General features: G+C 58.9%; 21 protein-coding genes and 7 tRNA genes. 7 read left to right on the top strand and 21 right to left on the bottom strand.

Features of this window, described 5'->3' with window-relative positions; all coding sequences use genetic code 11:
- Positions 1-3 precede the first annotated feature (3 nt).
- The 15 genes from HMPREF1287_RS03325 to HMPREF1287_RS03395 all read right to left on the bottom strand — a co-directional run bounded on the left by HMPREF1287_RS03325 (position 4) and on the right by HMPREF1287_RS03395 (position 9,199).
- A complete protein-coding gene (locus HMPREF1287_RS03325) occupies positions 4-465 on the bottom strand; it encodes a hypothetical protein (RefSeq protein WP_023017398.1) in 462 nt (153 codons plus the stop codon).
- On the bottom strand, positions 465-1,568 hold the full coding sequence (locus tag HMPREF1287_RS03330) for a glycosyltransferase family 4 protein (RefSeq protein WP_023017397.1): 1,104 nt from the start codon (positions 1,566-1,568) through the stop codon (positions 465-467). Before HMPREF1287_RS03330 ends, HMPREF1287_RS03325 begins: the two co-directional genes overlap by 1 nt.
- On the bottom strand, positions 1,568-2,470 hold the full coding sequence (locus HMPREF1287_RS03335) for a phosphatidylinositol mannoside acyltransferase (protein ID WP_023017396.1): 903 nt from the start codon (positions 2,468-2,470) through the stop codon (positions 1,568-1,570). Before HMPREF1287_RS03335 ends, HMPREF1287_RS03330 begins: the two co-directional genes overlap by 1 nt.
- 86 nt (positions 2,471-2,556) lie before the next feature.
- Positions 2,557-3,165: a phosphatidylinositol phosphate synthase gene (gene pgsA, locus HMPREF1287_RS03340; protein WP_005278979.1), complete on the bottom strand. Its 609-nt coding sequence runs from the start codon at positions 3,163-3,165 to the stop codon at positions 2,557-2,559.
- The gene (locus tag HMPREF1287_RS03345; RefSeq protein ID WP_005283324.1) at positions 3,158-3,727 is read right to left on the bottom strand and encodes an HIT domain-containing protein; all 570 of its coding nucleotides are present in this window, start codon (positions 3,725-3,727) and stop codon (positions 3,158-3,160) included. Before HMPREF1287_RS03345 ends, pgsA begins: the two co-directional genes overlap by 8 nt.
- The gene (gene thrS, locus HMPREF1287_RS03350; protein ID WP_023017395.1) at positions 3,714-5,777 is read right to left on the bottom strand and encodes a threonine--tRNA ligase; all 2,064 of its coding nucleotides are present in this window, start codon (positions 5,775-5,777) and stop codon (positions 3,714-3,716) included. The genes HMPREF1287_RS03345 and thrS overlap by 14 nt, the downstream gene beginning before the upstream one ends.
- A gap of 77 nt (positions 5,778-5,854) precedes the next feature.
- Positions 5,855-7,081, bottom strand: coding sequence for a Dyp-type peroxidase (locus HMPREF1287_RS03355; RefSeq protein WP_023017394.1), 1,227 nt, complete (start codon positions 7,079-7,081; stop codon positions 5,855-5,857).
- Positions 7,082-7,083: 2 nt separating this feature from the next.
- Entirely contained in the window at positions 7,084-7,770 is a 687-nt protein-coding gene (locus HMPREF1287_RS03360; RefSeq protein ID WP_023017393.1) for a copper chaperone PCu(A)C, read from the bottom strand.
- Entirely contained in the window at positions 7,770-8,378 is a 609-nt protein-coding gene (locus HMPREF1287_RS03365; RefSeq protein WP_023017392.1) for a copper resistance protein CopC, read from the bottom strand. The genes HMPREF1287_RS03360 and HMPREF1287_RS03365 overlap by 1 nt, the downstream gene beginning before the upstream one ends.
- A gap of 187 nt (positions 8,379-8,565) precedes the next feature.
- A tRNA-Gly gene (locus HMPREF1287_RS03370) sits at positions 8,566-8,641 on the bottom strand.
- A 43-nt stretch (positions 8,642-8,684) separates the two neighbouring features.
- Positions 8,685-8,756 (bottom strand) — tRNA-Val (locus tag HMPREF1287_RS03375).
- Between the two features lie 27 nt (positions 8,757-8,783).
- Positions 8,784-8,854, bottom strand: a tRNA-Cys gene (locus tag HMPREF1287_RS03380).
- A gap of 30 nt (positions 8,855-8,884) precedes the next feature.
- Positions 8,885-8,960, bottom strand: a tRNA-Gly gene (locus tag HMPREF1287_RS03385).
- Positions 8,961-8,998: 38 nt separating this feature from the next.
- Positions 8,999-9,070: transfer RNA gene (locus HMPREF1287_RS03390), tRNA-Val, on the bottom strand.
- A 53-nt stretch (positions 9,071-9,123) separates the two neighbouring features.
- A tRNA-Gly gene (locus tag HMPREF1287_RS03395) sits at positions 9,124-9,199 on the bottom strand.
- A 256-nt stretch (positions 9,200-9,455) separates the two neighbouring features.
- Between HMPREF1287_RS03395 and HMPREF1287_RS03400 the strand changes: the two genes are divergently transcribed.
- The 5 genes from HMPREF1287_RS03400 to msrB all read left to right on the top strand — a co-directional run bounded on the left by HMPREF1287_RS03400 (position 9,456) and on the right by msrB (position 12,850).
- Positions 9,456-9,530 (top strand) — tRNA-Val (locus HMPREF1287_RS03400).
- 88 nt (positions 9,531-9,618) lie between these two features.
- Positions 9,619-10,521: a DMT family transporter gene (locus HMPREF1287_RS03405; RefSeq protein ID WP_023017391.1), complete on the top strand. Its 903-nt coding sequence runs from the start codon at positions 9,619-9,621 to the stop codon at positions 10,519-10,521.
- Positions 10,522-10,566: 45 nt separating this feature from the next.
- Positions 10,567-11,265, top strand: coding sequence for a pyrimidine reductase family protein (locus tag HMPREF1287_RS03410; protein ID WP_023017390.1), 699 nt, complete (start codon positions 10,567-10,569; stop codon positions 11,263-11,265).
- Between the two features lie 6 nt (positions 11,266-11,271).
- A complete protein-coding gene (locus HMPREF1287_RS03415) occupies positions 11,272-12,423 on the top strand; it encodes a glycosyltransferase family 87 protein (protein ID WP_023017389.1) in 1,152 nt (383 codons plus the stop codon).
- A 10-nt stretch (positions 12,424-12,433) separates the two neighbouring features.
- Positions 12,434-12,850: a peptide-methionine (R)-S-oxide reductase MsrB gene (msrB, locus tag HMPREF1287_RS03420; protein WP_005283348.1), complete on the top strand. Its 417-nt coding sequence runs from the start codon at positions 12,434-12,436 to the stop codon at positions 12,848-12,850.
- Between the two features lie 91 nt (positions 12,851-12,941).
- Here msrB and hemQ read toward each other — a convergent pair whose 3' ends face one another.
- The gene (gene hemQ / locus HMPREF1287_RS03425) at positions 12,942-13,643 is read right to left on the bottom strand and encodes a hydrogen peroxide-dependent heme synthase (protein ID WP_023017388.1); all 702 of its coding nucleotides are present in this window, start codon (positions 13,641-13,643) and stop codon (positions 12,942-12,944) included.
- Positions 13,644-13,793: 150 nt separating this feature from the next.
- Here hemQ and HMPREF1287_RS03430 point away from each other — a divergent pair, with 150 nt between their 5' ends.
- Positions 13,794-14,468, top strand: a complete 675-nt coding sequence (locus HMPREF1287_RS03430) for a DUF3000 domain-containing protein (RefSeq protein WP_023017387.1) — start codon at positions 13,794-13,796, stop codon at positions 14,466-14,468.
- 1 nt (position 14,469) lies between these two features.
- Positions 14,470-15,690, top strand: a complete 1,221-nt coding sequence (locus HMPREF1287_RS03435) for an HRDC domain-containing protein (RefSeq protein ID WP_023017386.1) — start codon at positions 14,470-14,472, stop codon at positions 15,688-15,690.
- Here the strand turns inward: HMPREF1287_RS03435 and dxs are convergent.
- From dxs to dut, 5 genes are all read right to left on the bottom strand, one after another.
- Complete coding sequence (gene dxs / locus HMPREF1287_RS03440; RefSeq protein WP_023017385.1) at positions 15,687-17,585, bottom strand: 1-deoxy-D-xylulose-5-phosphate synthase; 1,899 nt, start codon at positions 17,583-17,585, stop codon at positions 15,687-15,689. The two genes, HMPREF1287_RS03435 and dxs, sit on opposite strands and share 4 nt — an antisense overlap.
- 106 nt (positions 17,586-17,691) lie before the next feature.
- Complete coding sequence (locus HMPREF1287_RS03445; protein ID WP_023017384.1) at positions 17,692-18,948, bottom strand: class I SAM-dependent RNA methyltransferase; 1,257 nt, start codon at positions 18,946-18,948, stop codon at positions 17,692-17,694.
- Positions 18,941-19,648 (bottom strand): DUF3159 domain-containing protein, encoded by a 708-nt coding sequence (locus HMPREF1287_RS03450; RefSeq protein WP_034654245.1) that lies wholly within the window; start codon positions 19,646-19,648, stop codon positions 18,941-18,943. The genes HMPREF1287_RS03445 and HMPREF1287_RS03450 overlap by 8 nt, the downstream gene beginning before the upstream one ends.
- 29 nt (positions 19,649-19,677) lie before the next feature.
- Positions 19,678-20,649, bottom strand: a complete 972-nt coding sequence (locus HMPREF1287_RS03455; RefSeq protein ID WP_023017382.1) for a DUF3710 domain-containing protein — start codon at positions 20,647-20,649, stop codon at positions 19,678-19,680.
- 14 nt (positions 20,650-20,663) lie between these two features.
- A complete protein-coding gene (gene dut / locus HMPREF1287_RS03460) occupies positions 20,664-21,137 on the bottom strand; it encodes a dUTP diphosphatase (RefSeq protein ID WP_023017381.1) in 474 nt (157 codons plus the stop codon).
- Positions 21,138-21,145 lie beyond the last annotated feature (8 nt).

Below are 21,145 nucleotides of genomic sequence, written 5' to 3' on the forward strand. Positions count from 1 at the left end.
ATTTCAATCCGCCAGCATGTAGTCGAAGTACTCGGGCAATTTAGCGGTTCCGCCGAGGTGGAAAAAACGCACCGCTGGGCGCAGGCGCAGCGCACGCGTATCGCTGACCGCCTCGTTATAAAAGCGATGCGCCAACTGGATGCGGCCTTCCGCATCCGCCAAGGCGGCCGGGCGCTGGCCCACCGGAAAATCGCGCACGATGGCCGCCGAAAGCTCGCGTTCTACCATGGTGCGGGCTTGGAAATGCCCATGCGAAAGCTCCGTGGATTCGGCCTTTTGCGCCAAGGCAGCAAGATCCGGGGACACGGCCGCCGTGACCGCCGCCCGGCGGTCCAGCGCCGCCTGCAGCTGCGCCAGTGCGGCATCGGTGCGAATGTGCAGGAAGTTTAGCCGCTGCGCGGTAAAAATAGCCCATGATCCTAGAAGGATGAGGATCACGAGCGCGATGGTTATCTCAATCGCCATTATCGCTTCGCCCTCACCTTCGTGCCGTCTTGGACCGTTTCATAGACCTGCATGACCGCCGCGGCGACATGGTCCCAGTCATACATCTGGGCGCGTTGGACGCCATTGCGCACCAAACGCCGCCGGTAATCGGCATCATCCAAGACCTGGTTGAGCACACGCGCCAAGTCGGAGGCATCGCCGGTGCGGAAAAGCGCTCCCGCGGGTTCATCCGAATCCGCGTTGCACACCGCGCGAAAGGCCTCCAAATCGGAAGCCACGACGGCGGCACCGGCGGCCATGGCCTCTACTAGGACGATGCCAAAGCTCTCCCCGCCCGTATTCGGCGCCACGTAAACATCGGCCCGGCCTAAGATCTGTGCCTTTTCTGCATCGCTGACACGCCCGACAAAGTCCACACCCTCGACCTCTCGGGCGCGGCCACCGCCCATAATGGTCACGCGAATATTGTTGTTGACCTGGCGCAATGCTGCTAACAGAACATCCAGGCCCTTGCGTGGCTCGTCGAGGCGGCCGAGGAAGACGACCTCGAGTGGGGCATCGGCAAGCGCGGGCTGGCTTTTCTTGCGCGCAAGCGCATAGACGGAGGTATCGACGCCGTTGGGAATCAGGACGGGATCGCCGCCCAATTGCTCCACCTGCCAGCGCCGCGCCATGTCCGATACCGCAATGCCGCCGCGAATCTTTTCCAAAAAGGGCACGAGCAGCGGCTTAGCCAAGGTAAGGATGAGGGAATTGGCCGCCGAGGCGTGGTACGTCGCCACCATCGGGCCGTGTGCCACGGCCAAGGCGGTCATGGAAAAACTCGGGGAATTGGGCTCGTGGATATGCAAAACGTCAAAATCCCCGTCCTGGATGAAGCGCTTGACCTTGCGGGTTACCTTTGGCCCCACCGACAAGCGCGCGACCGAGCCGTTATACGCAATCGGGAAGGCTGGGCCGCCCTTGACCACGAAATCCGGCAGCGGCGTGGACTCCGCGGCGGGCCCAAGGACCTGGACAAAGTGGCCCTGTTCTATGAAAACGGTGGCTAGGTCAAGGATATGGGCCTGCACGCCACCGGGTTCGTCAAAAGAATACGGGCAAATGATACCGATGCGCATTAACGGGAACGTTCCTTTCGCGCTTGCCGGCGCCGTTCCACATCCTCATTCCATTGCGGCTGCAACATGTGCCAGTCTGCGGGGTGGCGCCGGATATTGGCCGCAAACCCATCCGCCATGCGCTGGGTGGTCTCCTGAATATCGGTGACCTCTACTTCTGGCGACACCGATAACCCCCAGCCATCGCCTTCAAACCAGGAATGCACCACGTGGAGTGCCGCACCGGTTTCGATGGCCAGCTGCGCAGGACCTGCCGCCATATTGGCTTCCTCGCCCATAAAATCTACTGTGATACCGCTGCGGGTGATATCGCGCTCTGCCAATAGGCAGACCACTCCACCCTCCTCAAGGGCCTCCTTCAGCCGCGCAAAGGGCGTAGCCGGCCCACCGGTAAGCGGCAGGACTTCAAAGCCTAATTCCTCGCGGTAATCTACGAAGGCATCAAAAAGCACCTCCGGCCTTAACCGCTCTGCCACGGTGGTAAATTGCCCGTAATGGCCCACCAGGAAAACCCCGGCCATATCCCAATTGCCGGAGTGTGGCAGCGCCAGGATCACGCCGCGGCCAGATTGCGCGGAGGCATCAAAGTGCTCAAGGCCCTCCAGGCCGCCCATGAGGCGCTCGTGCAGCTGGGGAACCGCATGAATCGCGGGAAGGCGAAACGCCTCCATCCAATAGCGCATATACGAGCGCATGGAATCGCGCACCAATTCGCGCGTGACGTTTTCTGCCCCTACCACGCGGGTGAGGTTTCGCCGCAGGCCATCCATGCCGCGCCCGCGATCGCTCGCATAATCCGCGACCCACCGGAAGATGGTGCGCGCTACCGGCTGGGGCAACCGGCGAACTACCTTCCAGCCCGCCAAATACCCAGCGGCTGCTACGTCTTCTTTATCCCACATGGTGGCCGGATCCTCCAGAAAAGTGTGTGCGCAATCCACGAACTAGCCGGAACGATAGTCCCCCGCTGCGCCCAAGGTCGCTTAAGTTATACTCCGGCATCTTGGCGCGCTGCAATGGCAATGCGCTGGTACACGGTAAAGATTGAGCCAACCGCCAAGATCCACAGCGATACCGCCGCGGCGTACTCTACGCCCAGGCCCTCAAGGCCGATTCCGCCCAGCGCCAAGATGAGGCGCTCCGGGCGCTCAATCAGGCCGCCCACCATGGTGAAACCGGAGGCCTCTCCCCTAGCCTTGATATAGGAAATGACCTGGGAGCATACCAAGGTAATGAGGCAGGCCGCCACGGTCCATTTGGACGCGTCTGCGGTATACACCAGCCACCAGGCGATGGCGCAGAATAACGCGCCATCGGTAATGCGGTCGCAACTGGCATCCAGCGTGGCACCGAAAGCGCTCGATTTACCGGTCAGGCGCGCCATGGTGCCATCGAGCATGTCAAAGGCGGCAAAGAGGCCGGATAATACGGCGGCGATAAACAGGTGGCCGGTAGGAATGAGGATCACCGAAATGGCGATGGTCACAATAGTGCCTACAACCGTGACCACGTTGGGAGTCAATCCCAACTTTAAAAAGGTCTTGGCTATAGGTTCCACCACCACGGCGGCGGGCTTTCGCCCATGCACGCTAAGCACGCGAGTCCTCCTCTTCCATGTCACGCCAACCCTCTGCCAGCACACGACGAGTGTCTTGCAGTAGTTGCGGTAATACCTTAGTCCCATCGAGGACAGTCATAAAGTTACTATCCCCGGGCCACCTTGGCACCACATGCAAATGCAGGTGGTCTCCCACCGAGCCGCCGGACGCGCGCCCCAGATTAAAGCCCACGTTAATGGCCTCTGGGCGTGACACACGCTTGAGTACCCGCACCGCCTTTTGGGCAAAGGCCATAAGCTCGTGGGATTCTTCCTCGGTGAGGTTTTCCAGCTCGGATTCCTTGCGGTACGGCACCACCATGAGGTGGCCGGCGTTATAGGGAAACAAGTTGAGCAGCGCATATACCGTTTCACCCCGCGCGATGATGAGCCCGTCCTCATCGCTGCCCTTCGGGGCTTCCACGAAGGGATCCTCGGACCGCTGCGCGATATAGGCCATCCGGTACGGTGCCCACAGTCGCTCCAACCGGTCCGGCTCACCGGCACCGGTATCGACGAATGTTTCCTCGCTTTGCCCCTTCTGCGGATTAGCGCCGGGCACGAATGAGCTCTTCTGTCGGCTGCTCGTTGGTGCGCTCTGCTACCCACGTGGAGATGAGCTCAACGGCTTCATCGACCGGCACGCCGTTGACCTGCGTGCCATCCAGGAAACGGAAGGAGACCGCACCGGCTTCCACGTCGCGGGCGCCGGCGACCAGCATGAAGGGCACTTTGCCCGTCGTGTGATTGCGGATCTTCTTCTGCATGCGGTCATCGGAGGTATCTACATCCGCGCGAATGCCCTTGCGGCGCAGCTTTGCGGCGACGCCCTCCAGATGCGGCACGAAGTCATCCGCGACTGGGATGCCCATGACCTGGTGCGGTGCCAACCACGCTGGGAATGCGCCCGCGTAGTGCTCAAGAAGCACACCGAAGAAGCGCTCGATGGAGCCGAAGAGGGCACGGTGGATCATGATCGGGCGCTTCTTCGTGCCATCGGATGCGGTGTATTCCAGCTCGAAGCGCTCCGGCAGGTTGAAGTCCAGCTGCACCGTGGACATCTGCCAGGTACGTCCAATGGCATCGCGGGCCTGGACGGAAATCTTTGGCCCGTAGAACGCGGCGCCCTCAGGATCAGGAACGAGCTCGAGCCCGGATTTTTCTGCCACGGACTGCAAGATGGCGGTCGAGCGCTCCCAAATCTCATCGGAGCCGACGAACTTATTGGGATCCTTGGTGGAAAGCTCCAAGTAGAAATCGGAGAGGCCGTAATCCTCAAGCAGCGAGATAATGAAGTCTAGAACCTGGGTGAGTTCTTCTTCCAGCTGCTCTTCGGTGCAGTAAATGTGGGCATCGTCCTGGGTAAAACCGCGCGCACGCGTCAAGCCATGCACCACGCCGGACTTTTCGTAGCGGTAGACCGTACCGAATTCGAAAAGGCGCAGCGGCAACTCACGGTAGGAACGGCCGCGGGATGCGAAGATCAGGTTGTGCATCGGGCAGTTCATCGGCTTGGCGTAGTAGTCCTGCGGCTCCTTGACCGCATTTCCCTCGGCGTCATACTCGCCATCGAGCTGCATCGGCGGGAACATGCCATCGGAGTAGAAATCAAGGTGGCCGGATTTACGGAAGAGGTCGCCCTTGGTGATGTGCGGGGTATTGACAAAGGAGTATCCCGCCTGCACGTGGCGGTTGCGGGAGTGGTTTTCCATCTCCATGCGCACGGTCGCGCCATTGGGGTGGAATACGGGGAAACCGGAACCAATCTCATCCGGGAAGGAGAAGAGATCTAGTTCCTGGCCCAAGCGGCGGTGGTCGCGCTTTTCTGCCTCTTCCACCATGGTCTGGTAGGCGGCCAATGCGTCCTTGGACTCAAAGGCGGTGCCGTAGATGCGCTGCAGGCCGGCGTTGGCCTGGTCACCGCGCCAGTAGGCGGCGGACGACCGAGTCAAGGCAAAGGCTGGGATATATTTCGTGGTGGGAACGTGCGGGCCGCGGCACAGGTCGAACCATTCCACCTCGTTGGTGCGCGGGTTCACGTTGTCATAGTGCGTCAGATCGCCGGCACCCACCTCAGCGGCCTCATCGGAATCCGGGTCCACGTTGCCCTTGTCCTGGATAAGCTCCAGCTTGAAGGGCTCATCCTGCAAGGCCTGTTCCGCCTCTGCCGTAGACGCATAGGTGTGGCGCTCGAAGCGCTGGCCTCCCTTGATGATCTTCTTCATCCGCTTTTCCAGGTTCTTGAGATCCTCCGGGGTGAAGGGCTCAGCGGTCTGGAAATCGAAGTAGAAGCCGTTTTCAATGGACGGGCCAATGCCCAGCTTGGTGCCGGGGAACTCGGCCTGTACGGCCTGGGCCATGACGTGGGCGCAGGAGTGGCGAATGACGGCGCGGCCATCTTCCTCACAGGCGGCTACCGGGACAAATGTCGATTCCTCATCCGGGGTGTGCGAAAGGTCATACAGGGTACCGTCCACGCCGCGGACTACCACGACTGCCTCTGGACCCTTATTGGGAAGGTTCAGCTCGCGGAGGGCCGCACCAACCGCTTGCCCGGCCGGCACGGTGAAGGATTCGTAATTTACCGGTGCTGCGGGAATAAGTTCCGCCATATTCGCGCTCCTTTTTGCGCTCGCGCAGATACGGCATACCTGGCCGCATCCACTAGTTAAATTTACGGATCGTCATTCTACAGGCCAGCATGTGTGCAAAGCGATTCCGCCCACCACGTTTCTTTGCCATCGCTGCCTTTGGTTCCCGGCGGGCAGAAATACATTGCCGAGCCAATATGGGTCAGCCACTCATTCAGCAGGTCCGCCTCATCAAGGCGCGCCTGAATGGGCTCGAATTGCTTGGTGGGATCCTGCTGGTAACAGATGAAAATCTGGCCAATATTGGATAGTTGGCCATCCTTGCCATCCGGCGGCAATTCGTAGTTATAGGGCCGGCGCAAGATCTTTTGCTCCGGGTGGTCCTTCGGCGCAGTCGCCCGCGCCATGTGGGAGTTCTTATCGATGACCGGCAGGCCATACTCATCCGTGGCCTTAAAGTCCGCCTCATCGAATTCCTTATCACCCGTAAGCGGTGCCCCGTTTTCCAGCTTGCGGCCCACCGCATTTTCACGGGAGGAGCGGTCCAGCTTTTCCCAGGTATCGAGGTTCATGCGGATGCGGCGCACCACCATGGCCGCACCACCCTGCTGCCACTTCGGGCCATCCTCGATCCAGACTTGGTCAGCGAATTGTTCATCGCCGCGCGGGTTCACGGTGCCATCTTTTTGGCCAAACATATTGCGCGCGGTCGCGCCCTTTTCGTGGCTGCCGTAGGCGTTGATAAAGCCCTGCTGCAGCCAGCTAACTTCGGCATAGTGCTCGCCAGAGCGCACCATGTGCCGCAGCGCATAGGTATTCATCAGCGGGTCATCGCTGCAAATCTGCAGGACGATGTCAGTTTGGCCCCACTTGTCATCTAATTGGTCGCGGGAATAGGCGCGGACATCGCCAAGCCACTTCGGCTTATCCACGCCCAGCAGGGAGAAAATGCGCTCGCCCAGCCCACACGTAATGGTGAGGTTCGCAGGCTGGCGCACCATTTCCGGTTCCAAGGTCCCCAACGGCGGCTGGCCCGTGCACAGCGCTCGCGCGTCCTCAGTCCACAGCTTCATGAGCCGGGCAAAGCCCTGCTTGCCGATGCCCCCTTTAAGATCAAAGCCCACCAAGTTCAGGTGCGCTTGCTCCGGCGTGTCAATCCCGGCCTGGTGTGGGCCGTCGAAAGCCACGGTGGCATCGGCAAGCGGGGGCTGCTCCTCCGCTTCAGCGTGTGGTGTTGATTTATCCGAGTTGCATCCCACCAGCGCAATGGCGCTGGTAGACACTGCAGCGCCGGTGAGAAATCCCCTTCTGCTGAATCCCGTCATGATTAGTGCTTGTGGTTTTCTTTCTCGTCGTCCTTGCTGGAGTGGTCGTGACCGGAGTGGTCGTGGCCAGAGTGATCGTGACCGGAGTGGTCATGGCCGGCGTGATCGGAGTGATCGTGGCCTGCGTGACCGTGGTCCATGCCCTCCATGTCGCCGTAGTCCTCATCGCCAGCACCCATGGTGCGGGCCTGGATGGTGCCCAGGTCAAGCTCCTCGCCGTCAGACAGGGTGACCGTCATCTCGAGCGAATCACCAGGCATGATGCCTTCCTTCATGCCCATCAGCATGAAGTGGTCACCGCCAGGAGCAAGCTCGTGGCTCTCGCCGGCCTTGACAACCAAGGGGCTGGACTTTTCGCGCATCTGGCCATCGACGGTCTCGTGAATCTGGTTCATCTCTGCGTCCAGGCTCGTGGAGAAACCGGTGATCTCGATGTCTTTATCCGAGTGGTTGACCAACGTACCGAAGATGGCGGTCATGTCCTTGTCTTCGTTGGCGCGGACGACGGCGTCCTCGAAGGTCAGGTCCTTATCCGCTGCAGCGGTAGATTTACTGGTTTCTGCGGTGGAAGAAGCGGCCGAAGTCGACTCCGAGTTGCTGGAATCGCTCTCGTTATCCGGGGAGCAACCAGCAAGAACCAGGGCGCTGAGGGATACGCCGGCAATCAGGTGGGAAATTTTCTTAGTCATTATTTGTGACCTTTCGAGTCGTTTCGACGGGTTTTAGCAATCAGCAAAGCCAGAACGGCCGCTATGGCCAGCACACCGCCCACTGCCAGGATGATTTTCACCGACGTGGGCATATCGCTTGAAGAATCTGCAGCTCCATCTGCATCTGCAGCGTCGGTGGAGGAAGCATCATCGCTATCCCCACCTGTGACCGTAAATGAGACCCCACCGCGCGTTGCGTGTCCATCCGAGGAGGTGATGTTGTAGCCCACCTGGTAGTTACCTGGGCCGGGATCCACATCATCTGGAGTTGTGATCGTCAGATCGCGTTCATCGAGCTCCGGCTCCTGGCTAAAGATCTGTTCCCCAGTGTCCTTATTGGTTACCGCAAAGGTGTTGAACTGGTCTTTAGGGATGCCGGAGAACTCCAGGGTAATTTCCTCAGGAAACTCCTCGAGCTGGTCGCCCTCCTTTACGGTTCCGCCCACGACGGAATCGTGCGCCAGTGCTACGGGTGCGGATCCGCCCGCGATAAGCGCGGTAGCTCCCACTGCCACTGCCGTGCGGCGCAACCAAGGTACGCGATGGCTCATTTTCAGCTCCTTCAGTTCTGAATTTTGCGTGTACATGCAAAGACATCCTAATCCCACCGAATGCCTTGGTGACAATCGTGGTCATCAGGGTGTCTCTATCAATAGTCGGGAACCATATCCCCATAGTTCCGCACCGAAGCGAAAAAGTCTGCGATCTCTATCACTACAGAAGCTTTGAGATTGCCGCATGCAAAAAGCCGCCTTGCTAACAAGGCGGCTTGAATGGAGCGGATGACGAGACTCGAACTCGCGACCCTCACCTTGGCAAGGTGATGCGCTACCAACTGCGCTACATCCGCAGGTAAATCAAAAGATTCACCAAGGGCCACAAGATGACCCTCGTGCGCGATACTGGGATTGAACCAGTGACCTCTTCCGTGTCAGGGAAGCGCTCTCCCACTGAGCTAATCGCGCCTAATGCCCGAAGGCATTAAGACGTTGAGGTGGAAACGGGAATCGAACCCGTGTGCACGGTTTTGCAGACCGTTGCCTCACCACTCGGCCATTCCACCGTGGCGATACCGCCTCACACAATACAGTGTTGGAGCGGATGACGAGACTCGAACTCGCGACCCTCACCTTGGCAAGGTGATGCGCTACCAACTGCGCTACATCCGCATGCGAAACCAGGCCCGGTTTCTAGGACAAAGTCCTTGTGCGCGATACTGGGATTGAACCAGTGACCTCTTCCGTGTCAGGGAAGCGCTCTCCCACTGAGCTAATCGCGCGCTATTCATTTAGTTCCACTTTCCTTGGTGGCATAATACCCTCTAGAAAAGCGTGGAGCGGATGACGAGACTCGAACTCGCGACCCTCACCTTGGCAAGGTGATGCGCTACCAACTGCGCTACATCCGCATCGCGCCGCACTGCTTAATGCTTTGCGGTGCGTGAACAAACATTATCGTGCTCCCTGCTAGTTTCCAAATCCCCAGCCCAGCACACCTATTGCGCGGCGTAAATCACTCACTTATCGACGGTGTGAATTGCAGGGTTGTCATTTAACCCGCGCGCTCACCTTCCCAGACATATCCGCTTTAACCCCACCTTCCGCGCCCTCCATCCAGCCAATTAGGAAAATGGAATGCACCGGGTGTAGATTTATCCCCCGCAAGGTCCTATAGCTCAGTGGGAGAGCGTTCCGTTCACACCGGAAAGGTCACTGGTTCAATCCCAGTTAGGACCACCACCGCCCACCTAAGCTTAATTTCGTTTGCTTAGATGGGCTTTTCCCATTCAAGTAGGCTTTTTGGCTTATCTGAGTAAAGTGTCCACCCGTGTTGTGGATACTTTTGGGAATTCTTGCTGGTCTGGTTTTACCGATACAAACGCTGGTTAATACTCGCCTTCGCGCCTCCACCGGTACCCCGTTTTCCTCCTCGATGATTTCCTTCGCCGTAGGAACGGTAACCCTGCTCATCGTGGCCATCGCCGTTACCGGCGGTAACTACGGCATTGCCCAGGCTTTTAACGAGCCACTCTGGATTTGGTTCGGCGGTTTGCTAGGTGTTGTCGCTTTGACCGGAAATATTCTTCTCTTTCCACACCTAGGCGCGGTGCAGACCGTAGTCTTACCCATCGCGGGGCAAGTCATCATGGGTCTTATAGTTGACCACTTCGGGCTCTTCGAGTCCCCTCAATCTTCTCTCACAGCAGTGCGCGCCATCGGTGCCATTATCGTGCTTATCGGCGTGATTGCGGTGGTAGCTACCCCGAGCGCTGCAACAAGTAGCGAGGATTCCGCGACCGCCCTGTGGCTCTGGCGGCTCGCCGGGTTTATCTTTGGCTGTTTCACCGCCAGCCAGTCCGCTATCAACGGACATCTGGGCCAGGTCACGGGCTCTCCGGTCAGTGCTGCGCTGGTTTCTTTCGCCGTCGGCGTTACCGCCCTGGTCATCGTCAATATCGTGTTGCGCTGGCGCCCGCGCATCGAGCGCCCGGAAGGAAAACCCAACCCGTGGTGGATGTGGATAGGCGGTGTATTGGGCGCGCTTTTCATCTTCGGCAACGCCGCCCTCGTTCCGCAGATTGGTACCGGTCTCACCGTGGTTGCCGGCCTGCTTGGCTCGATGCTGGGCTCGCTCATCATTGACCGCGTAAGCGGCGCCCCCATTAAATCCCGCCAGGTGCTTGGCATTGCCCTCCTTTTAACCGGTGTGGTGCTCATTCGGCTGGTGTAGCTGACAGGGCGATTCACCCCGGCAGAACCATTACACTGGCAGAGCATGGACATCGCTTCGCTTTTAGGGCCCGAGCCCTCTTACCTACCCGCCCTCCGGGCCAATATGGTTTCTACCCTCACCGGGTCTGCCACCATCAACGACCTTTCTGAGGCCATGGGCAATGACACCGACGGAAAGCTTTTCCAGGCCCTGCGTGGCTGGGCGGACGTTGTTTTTGTGGGTGGGCAAACGGTCAGGTCAGAAGATTATTCGGGAGTAGAGCAACACTCTCCCGATTCGCCTCCCGCTCCCATTGCCGTACCCACGCAAAGCTTGAAGTTTGAGCCGGACTCGAAATTCTTAACCCACTTCACCACCGCCCCGCTCTTCCTTGTCCCCCACGCGGCGCTGCAGAACCCGGAGGTGTCCGCGAGGAAAGGTCCTCTTGAGGCGGCAGGCGCAGAGGTAATCGATGCAGGTGAAGGCACCATGCAGGACTACCTCCGCGTATTGCGGGAGCGGGGATTTCAGCGCATCCTTTGCGAGGGTGGGCCAGGAATGCTCGGCCAGCTGGTGCATATCGATGCCATCGACCAGATGTATCTCACCTTGGATCCCCACCTGTCCACCGGCGTGGAAAAGCCCGTGGCTACCTTTCATGGCACGCACTCCCACCGCCGAATGCACCTAGAAAATATTGCCGCAGATACTGATAGCACGGTGTTTCTGCGATACTCGCGCGCGTCTGAACCCGTAGACTAAAAGGTCGTGTCTGCTCGAATAAACGCCGCCGCATGGCCTATTGCCGTTCTCCTCGTCATTCAGCGCGTTTTCATCGTCGCGCGCAATGGGACGCTGACTGATGATTTCACCACGGTCTATAGCGCGCTAAGGCGCATGGTCGACGGTATTCCGGTGTATGAGCAGGCCTATAACCATGTGGATCCGTTGTATCTCTACACCCCGGGTGCAACGCTATTCCTATCGCCTTTAGCGTGGCTCGATTTTGGCCCAGCGCGCGGGCTTTTCATCGTGGTCAATGCCCTTGCCATCATTGTCGCATTAGCACTGCTGACCCACGTGGTGGGAAGAAAGCTCACCTCGCCGGTGTTTCCGGTCTCTATCGCTTTAGCTTTCGCTACCGAATCTGTCACCAATACTTTGGCGTTTACCAATATCAACGGTGTGCTCTTATTCTGCATGGTGCTTTTCCTGTGGGCTTTCTTAGAGGCTGAGCGCACCCCGCAGCTCGCGTGGGTTTCCGGCATAGCCATTGGGCTAGCCATTTTGATTAAGCCCCAATTCGCGCCCCTCCTCTTCTTGCCCCTAGTCAAGCTGCAGTGGCGCAACCTCCTCGCGGGGCTGGGGATTCCAGTGGTGCTTAACCTCCTCGCGTGGCCCCTGGTGCCCGGTGCAAGCGGTTACCTGGACAAGCTTGTGCCCTATCTGTCCACGACCCGCGATTATGCCAATTCCTCCTGGGCGGGATTACGCGCCTATGTGGAATTTGGACCAGTCCTCTACTGGGTGGTGTGGGTAATCTTCGCTGCCTTGATCGGCTGCACGGTGCTTGGGCTATTGCGGTGGCGACAATCCGAACCGGTGTTTTGGGCGCTGACGACGAGTGGCGCGATTATGGTGGGGATCTTCTTCTTGTCCTCGCTAGGACAGCAATATTATTCAATGTGGCTATTCCCGCTGATATTCACCGTGGTCCTGCCGCGCTCCGTCTTTCACTCAGTGGGCGCATGGGTGGCCGCGTTCCTGTTCTTGGCGCCTGTGTCGTGGACATCGCACGCGCACCCGGATGCTGGGCGGTGGATGAACTTCTTCTCCGGCACCGTGGGATGGAGCCTGCTCATCGTCATCATCTTCGCCTGCGTTGCCGGATGGTGGCGTGCAACGCAAATAAAGGATTAAACTTAAAGTCATGACTGATTTTAAGCTCATTGCTGATGCCGACTGGCAAAAGCGCCTTAGCCCCGAAGAATATTACGTATTGCGCGAAGCTGGTACGGAGCCTCCGCACGTGGGCAAATACACCGATACCACCACAGAAGGTGTCTACTCCTGCAAGGCCTGCGGCGAGGAGCTATTCCGTTCCACCGAGAAGTTCGATTCCCACTGTGGTTGGCCTTCCTTCTTCTCCCCGCTAGCCGGTGACAAGATCATCGAGCGGGAAGATAACTCCTTGGGCATGCGCCGCATCGAGGTACTATGCGCCAACTGCGAGTCCCACTTGGGCCACGTTTTTGAAGGCGAAGGCTACGATACCCCGACTGACCTGCGCTACTGCATCAACTCTATTTCCTTGAACCTGGAAGAAAAGCCCATCGAGGAAAACTAGGATTTCACTACCACGCGCAGTGAGATCAAATGACAGCGCTGGGAGCTCGCTCCAGTAAAGGGTGCTCCCAGCGCTGTTTTTGTTTCACATCTTAAGGCAAAACCTTAATGAGTTCTGCGATGTCCTTCACGCGGCGTCCGGTGTGGAAAGGAATTTCCTCGCGGACGTGGTGGCGGGCTTCGGTATAGCGCATCTTATACATCAGGTCCACGATGCGGTGCAGCTCGTCGGCCTCAAAGGCTAGCACCCACTCATAATCCCCAAGCGCGAATGCCGGCACAGTATTGGCGCGCACGTCGGGGTAGTCGCGTGCCTGCATGCCGTGTTCCATCAAAATGCGGCGGCGCTTTTGTTCGTCCATCGTGTACCAGTCATACGAACGCACGAATGGATAGACGGCAATCCACTCCTTGGGCTCTTCCCCCATGATGAAGGAAGGCAAGTGGGATTTATTGAACTCGGCCGGCCGGTGCAAGGCGTTTCCAATCCAGGTCACCTCGCTTACCTGGCCCAAGGTGGTCTCCCGGCGGAAATCGCCGAAGGCTTTTTGGATATCGGAAAATTCCTCAGCGTGCCACCAGATCATGAAGTCTGCAGAATCGCGCATCGCGGTCAGATCGTAGACGCCGCGAACGGTGACCTTATTGTCCTTTTCTAGCTCCGCAAAGAATTCTTGGGCTTGGGAGATAATCTCCTCGCGCTCGGTGCCCAGGCCGCCTGGGATCACCTTAAAAACGGCGTGTTGGGAGTACTGCTGTACTTCGTTGAGTTCCTTGAAATCGAGCTTCGCCATTGCCTTCTCCTTTGCAGAAGCTTATTCGAATATTCGGACATATCCATCATAAGTTGGAGTTACACCGATTGTCATCCCTCTCCCCTGTGTGCCTCCCACTATCGGCGCGCCTCCGCCAGCTCAAGGTAGCGAAACTATAGCTTTATCAAGGTGAGTAATTCCGAATCGACCACGCCCAGCGCCGGTAAGAATGCCGGAGGCAACTCCGGAGATGGTGCAGCCTTTACCTCCCTACGCCGCAACGACGAGGCACAAGAGCCGACGACGCCACCGGCTTTTACTCAGGCGGTAGAGTCCATGCACGCGGCCACTCTTCGCCCTGAGATTAGCCTCGGGTCCATTCGCCCACCGCAGCGGCTAGCCCCCTTTAGCCACGCCATTGGCCTTGAGGTGGGCACGGAAGAGGAGCCCGATATTATCGCCACCGATTCAGATGGCGATGCCTTCGGGCGCCTCATCCTCCTCCATGACCCAGGCGCGGAAGAGGCCTGGGAGGGCGCGATGCGCCTAGTGGCGTATATCCAGGCCGATATGGATGATTCGGTAGCAGGAGATCCGTTGCTGCCGGACGTCGCCTGGCAGTGGCTCAATGAAGGCTTAGAAAAAGAGGGCGCGGAGCTTACCAACCTCGGCGGCACCGTCACCTCCACCGCTTCGGTCCGCTTCGGAGAGATCGGCGGTCCCCCGCGCGCTTATCAGATTGAAATGCGCGCATCGTGGACCGCGGAGGGACTAGATTTAGCACCGCACGTGCAGGCCTTTGCACAAGTATTAGCCAACGTCGCGGGCCTGCCGCCTGAAGGCGTTACTGAGCTCGGCCGCTAAGATGGTGGAATTTCGGAAGCGTCCGAAAGAGGGTATTCCGAAGGTCTTATCCACCCCGGCGGAATTTGCCGAGGCGGCCGCGCGGTTGCAAGCGGGTACTGGGCCCTTTGCCATCGATACCGAACGCGCCTCAGGTTACCGGTACGATGACCGCGCCTTTCTCATCCAGATCCGCCGGCGCGGCGCCGGGACGATGCTTTTTGCTCCAGAAGGCCACCGCGCGGAGTTAACCCAGGTGCTGGCCCCGGTGCTCAATGGTCAGCACTGGATCATTCACGCCGCCCCCTCGGATCTCCCCTCTCTTGGGTGGCTCGGGCTTTTCCCCGGCACCCTTTTCGATACGGAATTAGCCGCCCGGTTTGCTGGCTTTCACCGCACCAATTTGGGCGCCATTATCGCGGAGCTTTTCGATGTCCAGTTAGAAAAGGGCCACGGCGACGATGACTGGTCCATCCCGCGGTTGAGTGAAGAAATGCGCGCTTATGCCGCACTCGATGTCGAGCTCCTGCTGGAACTAGCTACGACGCTGCGCGATATCTTGGCCGAACAAGAAAAGCTGGAGTGGATGCTGGAGGAGTGCGCGGCAATCGTCGCCAAGCATGCACATGACACCTCCCCACAGCCGGGCTCCTGGCGCGATATCAAGGGAGTATCGAGCTTAAAGAATGGGAAGCAGCGCGCCGCGGCGCAATCACTGTGGAACCTGCGCGATGATATTAGCCGGCGAACCGATACCGCGCCTGGGCGGGTACTGCCCAATAAGGTGCTGGTAGAGATAGCCCGGGTTTTGCCCAGCACGCAGCCGCAGCTCACCCGCATCAAGGGGTTTCCGCGGCGGCGCAAGGGTGCCGCGCAGCGCTGGTTGCGGGCGGTGCAGCAGTCCCAGAAAATTCCACCGCGGGGGCGCCCGGGTTCGCTCCGTGAGGAAAGAACCGTTCCCTCCAAATCGGTGTGGTCCAGGGAGTATCCAGAACTGTGGGAGGAGTATCAGCAAATCCGCGCCGCCGTTGGGGACATCGCCGAAGAGCTCGGGCTACCATCGGAGCTGCTACTGCGACCCGCTACCCTCCGCGCTGCCGTGTGGGCGGCGATTGGTGGGAGCGGAACCATCAGCCAGCCTGAAGACGTGCCCGCCTTCCTAGAAAGCGAAGGCGCGCGGTCATGGCAGGTCAACCTCGTTGCCCCAGCATTGATCGCGAGCCTATTTTCCCAGCCGCACTAATCGGTGAGGTTGTCTACCCACTCGGTAATCGATGCAGCAATGAGCTCTGGGCTTAGGCCAAACTCTTCCAAAACCTCGCCGCGGGAACCGTGCTTGGGGAAGTAGCCAGGAACGCCAAGGCGCCGCACCGGGGTATCCACCTCTGCGGCTCCGAGAGCCTCAGCAATCATGGACCCGATGCCGCCGCGAATGAGGCCGTCTTCTACCGTCACCACCAGATCGTGATCTGCCGCCATAGCGATGACGGAGCTTGCCACTGGCGCGACCCATCGCGGGTCAATGACCGTGACGTTGAGCCCCTGCTTCTCCAGCTCTTGCGCGGCCTTAATGCTCCGTGCGGACATCGCACCGATAGAAACGATGAGGACCTCGGGGGTATCCTCACCGGCGTCAGCCTCGCCGTAGTAGAGGATATCGACGCCATCGGCAAGCGTATCCACGGCTTCCATATCGGGCAGCAAGTTTCCCTTGGGGAACCGGACGACTGAAGGCCCAGAATCAATGTCCAGAGATTCGTGAAAGAGCTCGCGCAGGCGCGCACCATCGCGCGGGGCAGCGATGTGCATGCCAGGGACAATGCTCATTAAGGACATATCCCAAATTCCGTTGTGGGAGGCGCCATCAGATCCCGTCACGCCCGCGCGGTCCAGCACGATGGTCACCGGCAGCTTGAGCAAGGCAATATCCATGATCACCTGATCCACAGCCCTATTCAGGAACGTGGAATACACAGCCACCACGGGGTGCATGCCGCCCAAAGCCAAACCAGAGGCAGAGGCCATCGCGTGCTGCTCGGCGATGCCCACATCAAAGAACCGCTCTGGGAAACGCTCCTGGAAGGGAGCCAGCCCCGTAGGACCCGCCATGGCTGCGGTGATTGCAACGATGTCATCGCGCTTTTCCGCCGCCGCGATCAATTCTTCAGAAAATGCGGCCGTCCACCCCGGCTGCTTGGTGCCCTTCGCTACGCCGGTTACCGGATCGATAGCGCCCGTCGAGTGCATCTGATCCTTCGGCTCATTGACCGCAGGCGCAAACCCGTGGCCCTTTTCCGTGACCACATGCACGATAATGGGGCCCTCATAATCGCGGGCATAGGAAAGCGCATGCACCAAACCATCGATGTCATGGCCGTAAATGGGGCCAATATATTTAATCCCCAGCTCAGGGAAAATCTCCGTGGGCAAGACCGTGGACTTGACGCCTTCTTTCATGGCATGGAGCGCATCAAAGGCGCGCTCGCCTACCCACCCCATGGATTTCAAGCGGCGCTTGCCCTGCTCCATGAGCTCGTCGTAGCCATGCTGGGAACGAATGCGCCCCAGGTTTTCAGAAATGCCGCCAATCGTGGGCGAATAGCTGCGACCGTTGTCATTGACCACGATGACCGCATTGCGCTTTTTATCTTCAGAGATATTATTGAGCGCTTCCCAGCACATGCCGCCGGTAAGCGCGCCATCGCCGACGATGCCGATGACATTGCGGTGGCCTTCCCCGCGAATCTTGAAGGCCTTAGAGAGTCCATCCACAGTCGATAGCGAGGCGGAAGCATGCGAGGATTCCGTCCAGTCGTGCTCGGACTCACCGCGGTCCGTATAACCGGACAGGCCACCCTTTTGGCGCAGGGTATCGAATTGGGCCGTGCGGCCAGTGAGCATTTTGTGCACATAAGACTGGTGGGAGGTATCGAAGATGATGGGCTCGCGCGGGGAATCAAAGACCCGGTGCAGCGCAATGGTCAATTCCACCACGCCCAAATTGGGCCCCAAGTGCCCACCAGTCACCGATACCTTATCGATGAGGCGCTGGCGAATATCCGCCGCAAGTTCCTCCAACTTATCTGCAGGCAGTGCCTTCAGGTCTTGCGGCGAGTTTATGGTATCCAAGATAGTCATGGAGCGGCCTTCAACTCCTTCTGTGCTTAGTTCTTCCTATCCACCGTACCCGTGGTCCGTATTTTCTTTTATATCGGCTCATTACTTCAGGCGAGGTATTTTCGCGTTAAACGGAACTCTGCGCCGGCTTATCTGCTTCGTTATCTGGGGTAATAAGAGAGATAACCTCAAAGTGATGGGTGCCAGGAAAGGCATTGATTAGCGCCATTTTCTCAGGCTTGTACCCAGCGCTGTGCCACAGGGATAGATCGCGGGCAAAGGTTGCGGGATCGCAGCCCACATGAACCACGGCCTGCGGCTTTGCCTCCGCCACGGCGCGGATAACCTGCTCGCCCGCCCCGGTTCGCGGCGGATCGAGCACCACGGCACCAGGTTGGGGCAATTGCGCAGCAACCTGTTCTACCTTCGCGGATTTGACTGCAATATCGATATCACGCAACCCCGGCTGCGTAGTCGCCGTTGCCGCGGGCGAATAGTCCACGGAAATGACTTTTCCGCCGGTGGCTTCTGATAGCGCGGGCGCGAATAAACCGACGCCGCCGTACAAATCCCAGGCAATCTTCTGCTGGTAATTCCGGCCGGCCAGCCACTGCCCCGCCGCAGCGCTATAAAGTTCCGGCGCCGCAACATGCGCTTGCCAAAAGGCCGTGGCAGGGAAGGAAAACTCGCGGCCATTGACGTATTCGACCACGGTGCCAGAGCCCTCGATGACCTCGCGAATGGTCTCCACGCGCCTGCCCCGCGGTGCCTTGCGCGTTTCCACCACATGCCGGTTACCCGCGCCATCGAGAACCGCGACGATTTCGGCCCCCGGGGTAAAAAGCCGCGCGCCGTCGCCTACCAAACCATCAATCAAGCCATCTGCTAGTTGGGTACAACCGACAGAAGTCACCAGCTCATTCGAGCGGTACTTCCGCAATCCGGCGCGGCCTTGCTTGTCGACGCCCAACCTGACCCTCGTCCGCCAGCCCCGTACCGGCGGCAGGTCGTGTTGTTCAATAGTGAGGGACTCGAGCCCTTCTATGCCGCTACGGCGCAGCTGTTCGCGGAGAACGTCCATCTTGATGTCTAGTTCCGCTGCGGGATCCAACTCTGCAAAATCGCAGCACCCAGCACCAAGCTCCGCGGCGGGGCAACTACTGGGTACGCGCAGAGCCCCTGCGGTGACGATGCTATCGAGTTCGCCCTTGATAAAGGACTTTTTCACCTTACCGGCGGTTGCGCGAACCGTGTCCCCCGGAAAAGCCCGGGGAACGAAGACGACGCGCCCGTCTGAGGCGTGGCCGATGCCAAGTCCACCATGGGCCATGCGGTCAATGGTGACCTCCAGGGTGTTTCCGCGAGATAGAGCGGACTCATTCATTTTCTGCCTCGAACTCTTGTGTACTGCGATCTGAACTTGTGGCAAGCCCGGCATTTTCTGCCGCTTCTACCGCGGCATCTGCGCGGCGCACCATCCACACGGTCAATGCGGTCACCAATAGCGTCAAGGGCCAGCCCATGACGATCCTGGTAATGCCCAAGGCGGTCGTCTCCCCGGCATCATAAATCGCGCGCTGGATAATAAACCGCGCTAAGAAGATAACGGCCCACCCGGCGGTGGCAATGGAATAGGCCCTGCGCGCAAGCTTTACCTTCTGCCAGGCCATATCATCGCCGTTCAAGCCCTTCCAGATAACGCCAACGGCCGGCCACCGGAAGAGAATTGATAGCGACGCGGCGATAAACAGGGCCAGTGACATCCAAATGCCGTATAGGAAGTAGCCTTTGGCATCGCCGGTAAACCAGGCGATGGCGGCGCAAATGGCCACCCCGATAAGGCCAGAGATGGCCGGCTGAATGGTCTGTTTGCGAACGATGCGCCATATGGCGATCACTACCGCCACACCCAGCGCGGAGATGAGCGCCGGGGTTAGGCCGTAAAGGCTATTAACTGGAATAAGGACGACGATGGGCAAGGTGGCCGCAACCAGTCCGGGAAGGCCTCCCATTTGTTCCAACAGAGTTGGCTCATTATCGCGGTCCTGATCGTCGCCTAGCTGTGGAGCCTGCGGCTCCGGCAAAGAGTTACTCACGTAGCGTTCTGCTTTACTTACTTATCGGTATCGGGGTTAGACCCCTTGTCTTTGTCATGTGCGGGAGATTCATTGTCCCCCTTGGGTGGCTGCGCGCCCAAATCGCGCAGTTGCTGTTCGGCTTCCGCCTCAGCTGCGGGATCGGGGCCGCCTACTCCGTTTTCTGGGTGACCTTGGGCCGCCTGCCCCTGGGAATTTGCGCCTGATTGGTCCTGCTGGCGCTTTTCCATGGCTTGTTTGACCTGCTCCACCAGCTGCTTGGGCATGATGACCGGCAGTGCATTGCCCGCCAAAATGGGATCTTCACCGCGGTAGACAAAGGTGCGCGATGCTACGTCGCGCGCGATCTGCGCTAAATCTTCTTCAAGGCCGGTAGGTGCTGCAAGAGTTAAGCGCAGCATCCACCGCGGGCCTTCGGCGCCAATGACGCGCAGTTGGCCGTTGTCATTTTTGCCAACGATTTCCAGCCCCCAAGGGCCTTGCTCCGTGGTGACGGATAGCCCATCGCGGCTCATGCCTTCCTTGATTTCTTCCACGGATTCAGCCCACTGGCCAGGCTTGCGTGGAGCTGCGAAGGCAACGGGAGTAATACGGCCCGCCTTGGTGACAATGTGCAGCATCTTCGGGCCTTGTTCGCCCATTTCTACCTGGACCTGGGAATCCTTGGGCAGCGGAATGCGCATCGAGCCAAGGTCAAGGATGCCGATGGAAGAATCAGCAAAGTCAAAGTCTTCGATATTGACGGAATCGCCATCGAAGGGGCCGGTTTCGCCATTTACGGCGTCGTGGGCAAACTCCGTTGGCACCTGTCCCGAAGCTGCGGCGGCATCGGCAGCCGTATCTTTTACGGATGCAAAGGAATTCGATTCAGCCGAAGCCGATCCTGCGGAATCAGCGGCAGGCTCTTGCGGCTGCGATTGCCGTGAGGCCTCCGGCTCTTCCTTCCGGTTGTCATCGTTTTTCTTTTTGCCAAATGGCCAAATACCCATGTGTTTAAACCTTTCTATACCCCGGTTGATCCGTAGCCGCCGGTACCGCGGTCGGTCTCATCCAAGTCTTCTACTTCGCTAAAATCCATTAGTTCTACACGCTGTACCACGAGTTGAGCGATGCGCATGCCGCGCTCGATCTCGATCGGGGTGTGGGAATCGTGGTTGATCAGGCACACCTTGATCTCCCCGCGGTAGTCAGCATCCACGGTACCCGGCGTATTGACAATGGACAGCCCGTGTTTAGCTGCTAGGCCAGACCTCGGATGAATTAATCCCACGGTGCCCAGCGGCAAGGCCATGGCTATACCGGTGCCAACGAGGGCGCGTTCGCCAGGTTGGAGGGTAAGCGCCTCGGCAGCATAAAGATCGGCGCCGGCGTCACCCCGATGGGCCCGAAATGGCATCGGCAGCCCTTTATCGAGGCGCTTAATTTTGACGTCTCCTACTGGCGTTAGTTCCTGCGGTAGCGAATTCGAATCAGTCACTTAGCCAA

Origin of the sequence: Corynebacterium sp. KPL1986, assembly GCF_000477975.1 — a bacterium.
Lineage (GTDB): Bacteria > Actinomycetota > Actinomycetes > Mycobacteriales > Mycobacteriaceae > Corynebacterium > Corynebacterium accolens.